At 69.3% G+C, this 14128-nt stretch carries 10 protein-coding genes; 6 read left to right on the top strand and 4 right to left on the bottom strand.

Features of this window, described 5'->3' with window-relative positions; translation table 11 throughout:
• Nucleotides 1-46 precede the first annotated feature (46 nt).
• Together OQ02_RS22060 and OQ02_RS22055 are read right to left on the bottom strand one after the other, a co-directional pair.
• Nucleotides 47-1177 (bottom strand): hypothetical protein, encoded by a 1131-nt coding sequence (locus OQ02_RS22060; RefSeq protein WP_331281547.1) that lies wholly within the window; start codon nucleotides 1175-1177, stop codon nucleotides 47-49.
• A gap of 80 nt (nucleotides 1178-1257) precedes the next feature.
• Entirely contained in the window at nucleotides 1258-2535 is a 1278-nt protein-coding gene (locus OQ02_RS22055) for a nucleotide sugar dehydrogenase (protein WP_063747120.1), read from the bottom strand.
• A 359-nt stretch (nucleotides 2536-2894) separates the two neighbouring features.
• On the opposite strand from OQ02_RS22055, the gene OQ02_RS22050 reads away from it, so the two are divergent.
• On the top strand, nucleotides 2895-5873 hold the full coding sequence (locus OQ02_RS22050; protein WP_156077204.1) for a BTAD domain-containing putative transcriptional regulator: 2979 nt from the start codon (nucleotides 2895-2897) through the stop codon (nucleotides 5871-5873).
• Nucleotides 5874-6474: 601 nt separating this feature from the next.
• Here the strand turns inward: OQ02_RS22050 and OQ02_RS22045 are convergent.
• Complete coding sequence (locus OQ02_RS22045) at nucleotides 6475-7953, bottom strand: PucR family transcriptional regulator (protein ID WP_156077203.1); 1479 nt, start codon at nucleotides 7951-7953, stop codon at nucleotides 6475-6477.
• Nucleotides 7954-8129: 176 nt separating this feature from the next.
• On the opposite strand from OQ02_RS22045, the gene OQ02_RS22040 reads away from it, so the two are divergent.
• From OQ02_RS22040 to OQ02_RS22020, 5 genes are read left to right on the top strand one after another with little or no spacing between them, the layout of a single operon-like run.
• Nucleotides 8130-9002, top strand: coding sequence for an FAD binding domain-containing protein (locus OQ02_RS22040; RefSeq protein ID WP_033440403.1), 873 nt, complete (start codon nucleotides 8130-8132; stop codon nucleotides 9000-9002).
• A gap of 2 nt (nucleotides 9003-9004) precedes the next feature.
• Nucleotides 9005-9478 carry a (2Fe-2S)-binding protein gene (locus tag OQ02_RS22035; protein ID WP_033440402.1) on the top strand — a complete coding sequence of 158 codons (474 nt, stop codon included), beginning with the start codon at nucleotides 9005-9007 and terminating at the stop codon, nucleotides 9476-9478.
• Complete coding sequence (locus tag OQ02_RS22030) at nucleotides 9475-10830, top strand: 8-oxoguanine deaminase (RefSeq protein ID WP_033440401.1); 1356 nt, start codon at nucleotides 9475-9477, stop codon at nucleotides 10828-10830. The genes OQ02_RS22035 and OQ02_RS22030 overlap by 4 nt, the downstream gene beginning before the upstream one ends.
• Nucleotides 10827-13046: a xanthine dehydrogenase family protein molybdopterin-binding subunit gene (locus tag OQ02_RS22025; protein ID WP_033440400.1), complete on the top strand. Its 2220-nt coding sequence runs from the start codon at nucleotides 10827-10829 to the stop codon at nucleotides 13044-13046. Before OQ02_RS22030 ends, OQ02_RS22025 begins: the two co-directional genes overlap by 4 nt.
• A 44-nt stretch (nucleotides 13047-13090) precedes the next feature.
• A complete protein-coding gene (locus OQ02_RS22020) occupies nucleotides 13091-13567 on the top strand; it encodes a nucleoside deaminase (RefSeq protein WP_442973668.1) in 477 nt (158 codons plus the stop codon).
• An 8-nt stretch (nucleotides 13568-13575) separates the two neighbouring features.
• Here the strand turns inward: OQ02_RS22020 and OQ02_RS22015 are convergent, their stop codons facing one another.
• Nucleotides 13576-14127 (bottom strand): RloB family protein, encoded by a 552-nt coding sequence (locus OQ02_RS22015; protein ID WP_231500161.1) that lies wholly within the window; start codon nucleotides 14125-14127, stop codon nucleotides 13576-13578.
• Nucleotide 14128: the final 1 nt, after the last annotated feature.

Below are 14128 nucleotides of genomic sequence, written 5' to 3'. Positions count from 1 at the left end.
AGTCGGTGGAGGCCGGCTCCCAGACCGTTCACCACCAGCCACGCGATCACGATCGCTCCGGTGGCAGCGGAACGGGGCCGGGCACCTGCACGGTGTCCGCCGCCTTGTCCGGCTCCCGCAGGTCCATCAAGCGGTACATGGTCCTGCGCAGGGCAGCTGCGGCGGTACCAGGGTGTGATGTCATCAAGGCGGCGACGCGTGCCGCACCACCCGTGCCCGCGTTCTCGAGTTGAGGGAGCAACGGTCGTGTCCGGTCCAGCAGTGGTGCGCTCTGGCGGACCGTTTCGGCCAGGCTGCCGACGCGCACGTTGTCATCGGGGAAGGACGCCAGCACCACCGGTTTGCCGATCGCGGCGGCGTACTGCGTGGTGGAGCCGTGGTCTCCCACGACGTGATCACTGGCGATCACCGTTGCCCGCCAGCCCTCGTCGGGTGGGATCACCAGCAGTCCCGCCTCTATACAATCGTGCAGCCAAGCCTTCACCTGCCACCGCCCGTGCACGCTCCACACGTTCGGATGCAACACCAGCGCAACCCGGTACCTGTCGTCCGACAACTGGTCGAGCAGCGCGCGGCACAACGATATATCGCTACCGAACGCCGAATCGGGCGCCCAGGTCGAACTCAGGGTGATCAAGCACTGCTCTTCCCGGACTCCCAGCATGTCGCGATAGCGGGACCGCAGGGGGAGGCTCGTCGTCATCCGGTCCAGGCAAGGATCGCCCACGACGACCGCGGTGTGCAGCGCCTCCGGGCAGGACTCGCGCAGCGCGACCAGTTCGTCCTCGTGCGTGAGCCCGATCGCCGCCGGGAGCACCTTGCCGCGCCGGGTGAGCGATTCGCGGCTCAAACCGGCGTGGGGCCGGGCATCCCGGCCCGCATGCCTGCTGTACCGACGCGACGCCAGGTTGCCCGCACCGTGCGGAAGCAGCAGAACAGGTCCGCGTGCCTGGTCCAGATCGTTGTACCCGGCTGCCAATACCAGGTCGAAGTCGTGCTGGGTGGCCTGTTGCCAAGGAACGACGATGCCCCCTTGCCGGCGCACGTACTCCTCCGTGCCATACCACCAGCGCCCGGTGTCGGTGACCGAGAACACCACCTGCACCCTCGGGTCGTTGTACAGGAGCGGCACGACGTCGGAGATCAGCCGCGTGCCGGCGGCGAAGTGCGGCACCATCACCAGCACGGTTCGACACCCCGGCACGGTCACGCGCCGCTCGGCGTCCGGTCCGATGGGACCTCTGATCCACTGGCCGGTCATGCCGCTGCCGCCTGGGAGGGCACCGCGACCGGGCACGGCTCACCGGTCGAGCAGTCGAACACCGGCACGCCCGGCCACGAGAGGTCCTCGTACACCAGATGAGGCGTCATGATGACAACGAAGTCCACACCGGCGACGTCACCGAGATCCCTGCTCACGAGCCGGGTGCCGTCGCTCAGGAGCAGCTCCGGCACATACGGGTCGTGATAGCCGACCGACGCTTCCCGGTGCAGTTCCTCGATCACCGCGACCGCCGCGGACTGGCGCACGTTCGGGGTGTCGGCCTTGTAGGTCACGCCGAGCACCATTGCCCTGCTGTTCCGGAACGGCTTTCGCGCCACCGCCGTGACCGCCTCACGCAACCGCTGCACGGTGTGCGCCGGCATCGCGTCGTTGACCGCCAACGCGGCGTCGATCAGAGGGCTGAGCAATCCTCGACGTCGCGCCGCGGTGGACAGCAAACGTGCCGACACGGGCACGCAGTCACCTCCAGCGCCCGCGCTCGGCCGGTGCCCGAGGAACCCGAAGGGCTTGGTGCCCGCGGCTCGCAGCACCTCGGTCACATCGACCCCGTACGCCCGGCAGACCGCGGCCAACTCGTTCACCAGCGAGATGTTGACCATCCGAAAGGTGTTCTCGAAGATCTTCGACAACTCGGCCACGTACGGGGTGGCCACGTTGACCACCTCGTCCGCCATCGCGGACAGGAAGTGGGTGGCGAGCCTGCTGCACCTGGTGGTGTGTCCCCCGACAACCCGCGGGATCGACGTGAGGGCGTGCGACTTGCTGCCCGGGTCTAATCGCATCGGCGCGCAGGCGACGTGGAAGTCCTCACCGGCGCGGAACCGGGAGATCCGCTCGAGCAACGGCACTACTCGCTCCGCGACTGTCCCAGGCGGACATGTGCTCTGCACGATGACCATGTCGCCTCGGCGCAGCACCCGACCGACCGCGCGAACGCCGTCGAGCAGCGGACGCAAGTCCACGCCTCCGCGGTGATCGGGAGGGGTCGGCAGGCAGAGCACGTGCACGTCGGCGGCGGGCACACCGAAGGCGATGTCACGCACCGCAAGACGACCGCTCGACAGCACGCTGAGCAAGGCGTCCTCCGACACGGTCCGCAAACCGCACCCAGGCCGGGATCCAGCCACTTCCGTGATCCGCTCGGCGGAGCTGTCCAGCCCTGTGACACGCGCTCCGGCCGCCGCCGCGGCCACTGCTGTGGGCAACCCGGTGAACCCCAGACCGACGATCACAACATCCAAGTCGTCCATCTCGACCTCCTCAGCCGCCCTGGTGCGAGTCCGTCTCGCCGGTGCGGTCGGCCTCCAGCGTTGGAGACGGCCCTGTCGAATCCGGTTCACTCGGCGAACAGACCGCCGAATCGCCTGGTCATCGGGTCAGATGTGATCGTTTCAGGATGGCGGCACGTGCACTTGCGCGGGCAGCCGGGGAGCGGATTTCAGGTGCCTTTCATCGACCCGTCAGTTGATACCGCCGTCCGGTAGCCCATGTGGACTACACGTTGTCACATCGAGGTATCGGAAAGTGATGAAGCACTGGATCGGGCAGGTGTGACGGGGCAGACTTCACCTTGGATCATTGCTTCCAGCGAGGGGCGGCGCTGGTGACCATGGATTTCAAGATCCTCGGGCGCACATCGGTCCGGGTGAATGACGGCTTCACCGAGGAATGGGGCACCCCCAAAGAGAGGGCGGTCCTGGCGGTCTTGCTGCTGAACGTCGGCAAGGCCGTTTCTGTCCGCAGTTTGGCGGAATGGGTGTGGTTGCCCGACAAGGCTCCACGCGATCCCACGGCCACGCTCTCCACCTACACAGCGAGAATACGGTCGACGCTGAAGCGGCTCGGATTTCCGGGACGACTCAAGACCGAAGACGGCAGCTACCGCTTCCTGGCGGACCCTCTCAGCATCGACTACCACGCCTTTCAACAGGCCCTGTGGGAGGCCCGCCGACTCGGCAAAGACGGGGACCACGCTCGTGCCTGTGCCCTGGCCAGGTCCGCGCTCCTCCTGTGGTCGGAGCGCCCGCTCGCCGACCTCGAGACCGACCGGGCGGACAACTGGCGCCGAGTCGCCACAAGGGACGAATGGCTGTCCGCGCACGACGGTCTCTTGTACGGCCTGCACAAGCTGGGCGAACACGAAGAGATGCTTCGACTGGTCAAGTCCGCGCAGATCGAGCACGACACCGATGTGCTACTGGCCAAACGCCGTATCCAGGCCCTGCACGCCTTGGGGCGCAGAGAGGAAGCGGTCCAGTATTTTCTGGACTTCTACCGCCGCGCAAAGGATGATGATGATCCTGAACGCGCGGACGAAGTGCGGAAGTTCCACGATGACCTGCTCGCCGCCGGCGATCGGAAACCGGAACCACAGTCCGGCGGGGATACGGTGGCCGTACCCCGTCAACTGCCCTACGACGTCGACGGCTTCACCGGGCGTGTCGAGCTGATCGGCGAGTTGGAGGCATTGGTCACCGGGCGGCCGAAACCTCGCTTGATCGCGTTGGACGGCCTACCCGGGGTCGGCAAGACCGCACTTGCCGTGCATTGGGCACATCGCGTGCGCGAGCGATTTCCGCACGGACAGTGCTTCGTCAACCTCAACGGTTTCGGTGACGGCCCATCGGCGTCCGAAGAGGATGTGGTGATCCGGCTCCTCGACGCGTTGCGCGTGTCGGCCGACTGCCTGCCGACCGCGGAGGCGCGTCGCAACAAACTGCGCGACGTGCTCTCCAATCGCCAACTGCTGGTGGTACTGGACAACGCTGCCGACTCGAAGCACGTGCATGGGTTGTTGTCGATCTTATCGGGATCGGTCGTCGTGGTGACCAGTCGGTTGAGGCTGAGTGATCTGGCGGTTCGCCACGGAGCACGGTGCTTCACCGTCACGCCCTTGGAGTCCGAACTCGCGGTCGGCTGGTTGCGAGATCGACTCGGTGCGCGTGCGGCGTTCGAACCGGATGCCGTGGGTGAACTCGCGGCCGTTGCCGGCGGCCTTCCACTGGCTTTGGGCATCATCGGGGAGTACGTGGCGGCCCAACCCGGCAAGCCACTCGCCGACTTCGCCGACCAACTTCGGGAACGCGGAGTCGTGATCGGGCTCGGGGCCAACGGTTCGCAGGCGATCTTCTCCCTCGGAGATGTGTTCGAGTGCTCGTACCGGGCGTTGAACCCCGAGGTGCGAAGGCTGTTCCGCCTGCTCGGCCTCTACCCGGGCCTGGTGTTCCAGCGCGAGGTGGCCGCGGCGCTGACGGGCCTGACCGAGTCGGAGGTGCACGACCAACTCGAGCACCTGGTGTGGGCGAGGCTGCTCGAAGTCCGTGAAGGCAACAGGTACGCGTTTCACGATCTACTGCGTGACTACGCCGGCAAGCGGGTCGAGCTCGACGAGGACGAGCACAACCGGCAACTCGCGACAGTTCGGCTTCTGGACTGGTTCCTGCACACGTGCAACAACGCCGACCAAACGATTTTCGCCTCAAGGCTGAGGGTGCCGATGCTCGCCGCATCCGACGGGGTCAGCCCCGTGACCTTTCGGGATGTCGAGTCCGCCGTGGAGTGGTGCGGGCGCGAACGCGCCGAAATCATGGCGATCATCGGGTTCGCGGCTGTTCGCAGTTTTGAGCAGCACCTCTGGCGACTGATCAACTGCGCCGGGGAGATCATGATGCGACTCGGCTTCAAAGATGAGGTTCTTCACGGCATGCGGGTCGCGGTCGAAGCCGCGAATTCCGTCGGAGATCGATTCGCCGAGGCCGGGTCTCTGTGCAATCTCGGTTTTGCGCACGCGAGGTTCTACGAGTACGACGAGGCGGAGCAGTGCTACGTCACGGCCCACCGAATGTTCGTCGAGGTGGACAGCCAGATCGGGATCGCGACAGTTCTCCGCAACATGGGCGAGCGACGGGCTGCGATCGGTGACATCCCGGGAGCGCTGCGAATCCTGGAAAACGCGTTGGCGGTGGCCCGGAACGAGGGCAGCGCCGACACGGAAGCCGGGATAGTGCACCGGATGGGCGAGGCCATGCGACTGGGAGGTCGACTGGGTGATGCGATTGCCCAATTCCACCACGGGTGGTCGTTGCGCGAACGCATAGGCGATATGGGAGGAATAGGAGCGTCACTCGCGTCACTCGCCACCGCCCACCATGAACAGGGAGATCATTTCGGCGCGCTCAGCTTCGCCCATCGCGCGGTGGTGATGTTGCGACAGGCGGGCGAGATCGCCTTGGAGGGACAGGCGAGCACCACGCTCGCAGCCGTGCACCGCGACCTGGACGACTTCGAGAAAGCCGAGTTTTACGCGGACCGAGCGATCACCTTGACCAGGCAGGCCAGGGACCTTCGCCGCCAAGCCGGCGCCCAGGACGTTCTCGGCCAGGTGAGGTGGCGGCAGGGTAGGCACAGCGAAGCACGGGAATGTTGGTCGATCGCGTACGGCTTGTATTCCGACCTCGGCGACTCCAGGGCGGACGGGATCCGCAACCAATTGGACGATTGGTCTGAACCAGACGTTCCGCCGTCTCGACACCCCGATGACCCGCTCCGGGGATCACCCATTCGTGGACCGGAGACACTGGGGACGTGAACTCCAGGCCCGATGACATCGCGGGCCACGACTGGCAGAGGTGACATGCCGCCACTTGCGGACGGATCCGTGCACGTTGCAGTAGGGGCCGCTGCTCCAGGGGGCAGAGCGGCCTGAGATCATCGACGTATGTTCCTACTGATGACCATGTTGCGAGCGGGGCCAGTGGGGCGACACCTCGGTCGCGCGGTCGTGGCCGTGCCGACCGCCCTCGCCCTAATGACGGCGGTGGCCACGCATGCCGGCGCGGCCACCGCCCTTGAAGAACCGACCAGTGTCCCGCCAGCCATCTCACAAGCATGCCTGAACAGCCAGTCGATGCTGTGGGGCTAGGCAATCGCCGAGTCACCGGCTTCGCACCGGTCACGATCCACCCCACATAGCACATGACGCCCGGTTCGGTACTAGACCGAACCGGGCACTTTTATGTGCATTAGCAGCATGGCTTGACTGCCGACATGTGTACAGGGGGCGCGCCGCGTGTTTGCACTAACACTTTCGGGTGGTCAAGTGGGGGATTTTTCGCTCTGGTCTGGAATTCCTGCTGTCACCTGGGCTAAGGACAACCCCTGGACGCCCTCGGTCAAGGATCGTTGTGAGATCAGCCGGCTTGGAGGGCCAGGTACAGGTCGACGCGCTCGGTGAAGTTCGAGAGGTCCACGCCCAGCAGGTCTTCGACCCGCCCCACCCGGTACCGCAGGGTGTTCACGTGGACGTGGAGGCGGGCGGCGGCGGTGGTCCAGGAGCCGGAGCAGTCGAGGAAGACCCGGAGCGTGCCGACCAGGTCCGAGCCGTGCTCCGCGTCGTAGTCGAGCACCGGTCCCAGCAGTCGGCGGCGCAGCGAGCGGCGCAGCTCCTCGGGCACGCCGGCCAGCAGCAGTTGGTGCAAGGCGATCTCCTCCCCCGCCACCACGCACGTCCGGCCGGTTCGGCGCTCACCGAGCCGCCGCGCGTGGGACGCCTCGTCCGCCGCGCCGCGCAGCCCCGAGTGCCCGACCGGCGACGAGATGCCGACCAGCACCCTGGTCGACCGCAGCCCCGGCTCCAACGTCCGCAACGCCGACCGCACGGCCTCGGTCCACGACCCGGACGGCACCAGTGCGTAGACCTCCGCGCCGACGGCGGTCACCAGGAACCTCGGCGTGACGGCCGCCAGCACCTCCTCCACCAGCGCCACGGCCTGCTCGGGCCGACCGCCCGACACCGAAGCCGCCAGCACCCGCAGCGGCACGTCCTGCTCCCACCCGACGGCGGCCACCCGCGCTCCGACGTCGCCACCGGCGAACACCTCGCGCAGCAACGGCCCCGCCGCCCGGTTCTCGATCTCCCGCCCCTGCACGACCCGCGCCCGCTCCACCCCGACCAGGCTCGCCAGCTCGGCGGCGACGTCGTCCCGCGCCCGGTCACCGTCGACCACCAGGATCCACCCGGTCAGCCGGGAACCGCCGCGCGTCGACACCGGCAGCAGCGTCACGCCGCGCACCACCTTGGGCAGCCGGTCGGCCAGCAGGAACTCCCGGACCAGCTCGGCGGCCTCGGGCAGCTCGGGTCCGGCGACCACGTGACCGGTGCACGACAGCACCCGGCACGGCGCGCCCAGCTCCGCCGCACCGACCGCCACCAGCTCGGACAGCCCGCCACCGTCGGCGACCACGGTCAGCAGCCGCCGGTGCCGGCCGAGCTGCGCGCCCGCGTCGCCCACCCGTTCGGCGGCCAGCTCGAGCACCACGCGCTCGGTGATGGCCGCGAACGACAGGTCGACCGGGACCTGCAGCAGCGGCACCCCGTGCCGTTGGCAGGCTTCGACGAGCGCTTCGGGCAATTCGCCGACATCGGGTGAGCTGGCGGCCAACGCGGCCACACCGGACGACGCCAATGAAGCGACGAACTGTTCACAATCGGCCGCCGTGCGATGCCACAACAACCCGGAGAGGACCAGCTCACCGCCGGACAGGTAGCGGGCCGGGTCCGGCAGTTCGGTGCCGTAAAGCCTGGTCACGGGCCTGCCGAGGCCTTCGGTGCCGCCGATCAGCCGCAGCCGGAGTTCCGGCATCCCGAGCAGGCTGCGCACCAGCAACACGCTCGCCTCCTCCGCGTCACACCGCCGGTTTACGGTCGTCCGATCGTGTTTGTAGGAAAGCACAAATCCACTGCCTGTAGGAGCCTGGGATTCATGCGGCGCCGCCGTAGCCGATCACCCGTCCAGGTCTGTGTACTGGATCACACACCGCGCACGTCCACCCACCGAGGTAGCCGATGGATTTCCTCCGCCCCGACACCCTCGCCGAGGCGCTGGCCCACAAGGCCGGTCGTCCCGACGCCGTGCCCATCGCCGGCGGCACGGACGTGATGGTGGAGCTGAACTTCGACCACCGCCGCCCCGCCGCGCTGCTCGACCTGACCCGGATCGCCGAGCTGCGGACCTGGGACGAGGACGACGGCGCGGTGCGCATCGGGGCCGCCGTCCCGTACGCGCGGATCATCGAGGAGTTGGGCGGGCGGCTGCCGGGGTTGGCGATGGCGTCCCGCACGGTCGGCTCGCCGCAGATCCGCAACCGGGGCACGGTCGGCGGCAACCTCGGCGCCGCCTCCCCCGCCGGTGACACGCACCCGGTCCTGCTCGCCGCGGGCGCGTCCGTGGAGGCCGCCTCGACCAGGGGCACCCGGCTCATCCCGGCCACCGACTTCTACCTGGGCGTGAAGCGCCACGCGCTGGAACCGGACGAGCTGATCACGGCGGTCCACGTGCCGGTCACGCGGGCGCCCCAGCAGTTCTCCAAGGTCGGCACCCGCAACGCGATGGTGATCGCGGTGTGCTCGTTCGCCGTCGCCCTGCACCCGGCGGAGCACCGGGTCGGCGCGGCGGTCGGCAGTGCCGCGCCCACTCCGCGCCGGGCGTCGGCCGCCGAGGAGTTCCTGTCCGCCGAGCTGACGTCCACGAACCAGTGGGAATCGCCGGAACCGCTGCTGGACTCGGTGAAACGGCGGTTCGGCGACCTGGTCGCGGAGGCCGCGAGCCCGATCGACGACGTGCGCGGCTCGGCCGCGTACCGCAAGCACGCCCTCTCCGTGCTGGCCCGCCGCACGCTCGGCTGGGCCTGGCAGGACTACGCCGGGAAGGTGGCCTGAGCATGCGCGTGAACGTGACGGTGAACGGCGAGCAGCGGCAGGCCGACGACGTGTGGGAGGGCGAGAGCCTGCTGTTCCTGCTCCGCGAGCGGCTGGGGCTGCCCGGTTCCAAGAACGCCTGTGAGCAGGGCGAATGCGGCTCGTGCACGGTGTACCTGGACGACGTGCCGGTGTGCGCCTGCCTGGTGGCAGCGGGTCAGGCCGAGGACCGCGAGGTGCGGACGGTCGAGGGGTTGGCGCGGGGCGATCGGCTCGACCCCGTCCAGGAGGCGTTCGTTGAGGCGGGCGCGGTGCAGTGCGGGTTCTGCACGCCCGGTCTCGTGGTCGCCGCGCACGACCTGCTCGACCGGGTGCCGAAGCCGAGCGACCCGGAGATCCGCGAGGCGTTGGCGGGTAACCTCTGCCGCTGCACGGGTTACGAGAAGATCCTGGAGGCCGTGCGCCTGGCAGCGAGCCGCAAAGAGGCCGGCGCGTGACCCCCACGATCCTCGACGGCGTCGCGGTGGCCACGATGGACGCCGCGGGCACCGAGCACGCGTTCGGCCACGTCGTCATCGAGCACGGCGTCATCACCGCCGTCGGCCCCGGCCAGGCGCCCAAGCCCACCGGCCCGCACACCTGGATCGACGGCAGCGGCTGCCTGGTCACGCCGGGCCTGGTCAACACCCACCACCACCTCTACCAGTGGGCCACCCGGGGCATCGCCCAGGACGCCACCCTGTTCGAGTGGCTGACCACGCTGTACCCGGTGTGGGGCGGCCTGGACGCCGAGATCACGCACGCGGCGGCGTCCGCGGGGCTGGCGCGGCTCGCGACCACCGGCTGCACGACCGCCGCCGACCACCACTACGTCCACCCGCGCGAGGGCGGCGACCAGTTCGAGGCCTTGGTCAGCGCCGGGAAGCGCATCGGCATCCGCCTGCACGCCATCCGCGGCTCGATGGACCGCGGCCGGTCGCACGGCGGCCTCCCGCCGGACAACCTGGTGGAGGACACCGAAGGCGCGCTCATCGCCACCGAACAGGCCGTCAACGACCACCACGACCCCCTGCCGGACGCGCTGGTCAGGGTGGCGGTCGGGCCGTGCTCACCGTTCTCGGTCAGCCCCGAGCTGATGAGCGGAGCCGCGGAACTCGGCCGCGCCAAGGGCGTCCGGCTGCACACCCACCTCGCCGAGACCGTGGACGAGGAGGAGCAGTGCCAGGCCGAGTTCGGCTGCACGCCCACCGAGTACGCCGAACGCCTCGGCTGGCTCGGTGACGACGTGTGGCTCGCGCACACCGTGCACCTGTCACCCGAAGCGGTGAAGCGGCTGGGTGCGACCGGTACCGGCAGCGCGCACTGCCCCACGTCGAACGGTCGGCTGGGCACCGGCATCGCCCCGGTCCGCGACCTGCTCGACGCGGGCGCGTCCGTGGGTCTGGGCGTGGACGGCGCGGCGTCCAACGAGTCCGGCGGGATGGTCGAGGAGCTGCACCAGGCGCTGCTGCAAGCCCGCCAGCGCGGCGGCCCCAAGGCGTTGAGCGCCCGTGAAGCGCTGTGGCTGGGCACCATGGGCGGCGCCCGGTGCCTCGGGCGTGATCAGGAGATCGGCTCGATCGAACCCGGCAAGCTCGCCGACCTGGCCGTGTGGCGGCTCGACGGCCTCGACCACGCGGGCATCGACGACCCGGTGGCCGCCCTGGTCCTCGGACCGCAGCCCCGCCTGAAGCTCTTGGTGGTGGGCGGCCGGACCGTGGTGGACGACGGCGAGCTGCGCACCGCCGCCGAAACCGACCTCGCGCGCGACCTGCGTGCCGCCGCCGAGCGACTGAAGGGGACGCGATGAGCCTCACCCCCGCCGACCTGACCTCCGCCGTGGCCGGTGGCATCGGCGCCAGCCCGCAGCGGCCGGACGGGAACCTCAAGGTGCGCGGCGAGTTCGCCTACGCCTCGGACCTGTGGCACGAGGACATGATCTGGGGCGCGACCCTGCGCAGCCCGCACCCGTACGCGCGGATCGTGTCGGTCGACCTGACCGAGGCGCTGAAGGTGCCCGGTGTCCACGCGGTGCTCACGCACGAGGACGTGCCGGGGCAGAACCGGTACGGGCTGGAGCACCGGGACCAGCCGGTGCTCGCCGAGGACGTCGTGCGCTACCAAGGTGAACCGGTCGCCCTCGTCGGCGCGGACCACCCGGAGACCGCGCTGCGCGCCCTGAAGCGCATCAAGGTCGAGTACGACGTGCTCACGCCCGTCGTGGACATGGAGACGGCGGCCGACGAGAGGCCGCTGCACCCCGCCGGCAACGTCGTGCGGCACGTGCCGATCCGGCGTGGCGACCAGCGCGCGGAAGCCGAGGTCGTGGTCACCGGGCGGTACGAGGTCGGCATGCAGGACCAGGCGTTCCTCGGTCCCGAGTCCGGGCTGGCCGTGCCCGACGAGGAGGGTGGTGTCGACCTCTACATCGCCACCCAGTGGCTGCACGTCGACCAGGCGCAGGTGGCGGTGGCGCTCGGCCTGCCGCTGGAGCGGGTGCGGCTGACGCTGTCCGGTGTCGGCGGTGCTTTCGGCGGGCGCGAGGACCTGTCCATGCAGGTCCACGCGTGCCTGCTGGCGTTGCGCACCGGCAAGCCGACCAAGATGGTCTACAACCGCGAGGAGTCGTTCTACGGGCACGTGCACCGGCACCCGGCGGTGCTGTACTACGAGCACGGCGCGGACCGCACGGGCAGGCTCGTCTACGTCAAGGCCCGGATCTTCCTCGACGGCGGCGCGTACGCGTCCAGCACGTCGGCGGTGGTGGCGAACGCGGCGACGCTCGGCGTCGGGCCTTACGACGTGGACAACGTGACCGTCGACTGCTGGGGCGTGTACACGAACAACCCGCCGTGCGGTGCGATGCGCGGATTCGGTGCGGTGCAAGCGGCTTTCGCCTACGAGTCCCAAATGGACAGACTGGCCGAGGCGCTGGGCATGGACCCGGTGGACGTGCGGATCGTCAACGCGATGAGCGAGGGCTCGGTCATGCCGACCGGTCAGGTGGTCGACTCGGCCGCTCCCGTGGCGCAACTGCTGAAATTGGTCAAGGACAAGCCGATGCCGCCGCTGCCGGCTGCCGTCGACCTGCGGGACATGCCCGGTGGCGTGTCGAACACCACGCACGGCGAAGGTGTGGTCCGCGGCGTCGGCTATGCCGTGGGCATCAAGAACATCTGCTTCTCCGAGGGCTTCGACGACTACTCCACCGCGCGGGTCCGGTTGCAGGTCATCAACGGCGAGCCGGCGGCGTCGGCGCACACGGCGGCGGCCGAGGTCGGGCAGGGCCTGGTGACGATCATGCAGCAGATCGTGCGCACCGAACTGGGCGTGGAGCGGGTGACGATCCTGCCCATGGACACCGGTATCGGCAACGGCGGCTCGACGTCCGCGTCGCGGCAGACCTACGTGACGGGTGGCGCGGTGAGGGCCGCCTGCGCGGCCGTGCGGGAGAAGCTGGTCAAGCTCGCCGGCGGTCGTGCCCCGGTGGACCTCGTCGACCTGCTGGGCGACGACGTGATCGACGAGACGGTGGAGTGGCGGCACCGGGCCACCGAGCGGATCGACCCGGTGACCGGGCAGGGCAACGCGCACGTGCAGTACGGGTTCGCCGCGCACCGCGCCGTGGTGGACGTGGACGTGGAGCTGGGCCTGGTGAAGGTGGTCGAGCTGGACTGCGCGCAGGACGTCGGCAAGGCGTTGAACCCGCAGGCCGTGCTGGGCCAGATCCAGGGCGGTTCGGCGCAGGGTCTGGGGCTCGCGGTGATGGAGGAGATCCAGCTCGCGGACGGCAAGGTGCGCAACCCGTCGTTCACCGACTACCTCATCCCGACGGTGCTCGACATGCCGCCGATGAGCATCGACGTGCTGGAACTGGCCGACCCGCACGCGCCGTACGGTGTGCGCGGCGTCGGAGAGCCGCCCACCATCTCGTCCACCCCGGCCATCGTGGCGGCCATCCGCGCCGCCACCGGCCTCGCCCTGACCCGCGTGCCCGTGCGGCCCGAACACATCACCGGCACCTGACGTCCCCACCGCTGTGGGTCATGCCCCGAGGAGCACCCTTGACCATGTCCGTCTCACCCGACCACGCCTGGCTGCGCGCGTCGATCGAGCTGGCCACCCACAACGTCGCCGCTGGTGGCGGCCCGTTCGGCGCGGTGGTCGTCCGGGCCGGCGAGGTGATCGCGACCGGCACCAACCAGGTGACCCCGACCCTCGACCCGACCGCGCACGCCGAGGTCGTGGCCATCCGCGCGGCGTGCCAGGCCGTCGGCGACTTCAAGCTCACCGGCTGCGTGCTGGTGTCGTCGTGCGAGCCCTGCCCGCTGTGCCTGTCCGCCGCCCTGTGGGCACGGGTGGACCGGGTCGTCTACGCCGCGGACCGGGACGACGCCGCGGCAGCCGGCTTCGACGACCGCGAGTTCCACGACCTGTTCACCCGCCCCCGCGACACGTGGAGCCTGCCGGTGGAGCGGATCTCGACGGGCGACGACAACGCCCCGTTCACCGCCTGGCTCTCCCGAACGGACCGCGTCGACTACTGACCGGACGATCAGTGCCCGGTGTCGGCGCTGTCGAGTGAAGCCATCAACTCATGCATCCCGGAGGACGGGTTGTCGTGCGGGATTTTCGTGCCGTCGCGTTCGTGACGCCGTTGCAGCAGTCGCGCCCGTCGGGCCGCCTCCGCGCGAAGCGGCATGTACACCGAGGCATCGATGCTCTTACCCGGACGTCCGTCGAGTCGCCGGCTGAGCTTGTCGGCGCCGGCCGTGTCGAGGAAGGCGGTGTGGTCGCGGTGGTGCAGGATCAGCCACACCTCGAAGCAGGGGTTGGAGATCGCGAGCCGGACGTCGTGGCGCTGGGCCAAGTCCACCGCCTCGACCAGATTCGGGTGGTTCCGCGGCCATTCGACGTCGAACACGCACCAGCACTCGTCGACTTCTGGATCCCGCGCACGCTTCACGGCCTGTTCGACGAGTTGCAGGGGAACGGAGTGCTCGGGACGCAGTTCCACGTTGAGGGCTACGTCGCCCGCGATGTGCGGTAGGCGCCGGAGGCCGTTGAGGTAGTCCGGTTCAGAGTTGCGGCCTTCGGTGAAGATCACG

The organism is Saccharothrix sp. NRRL B-16314 (assembly GCF_000716595.1).
Lineage (GTDB): Bacteria > Actinomycetota > Actinomycetes > Mycobacteriales > Pseudonocardiaceae > Actinosynnema.
The sequence above is the reverse complement of the archived record's forward strand: the minus strand, read 5'-3'. Positions and strand labels throughout refer to the sequence as shown.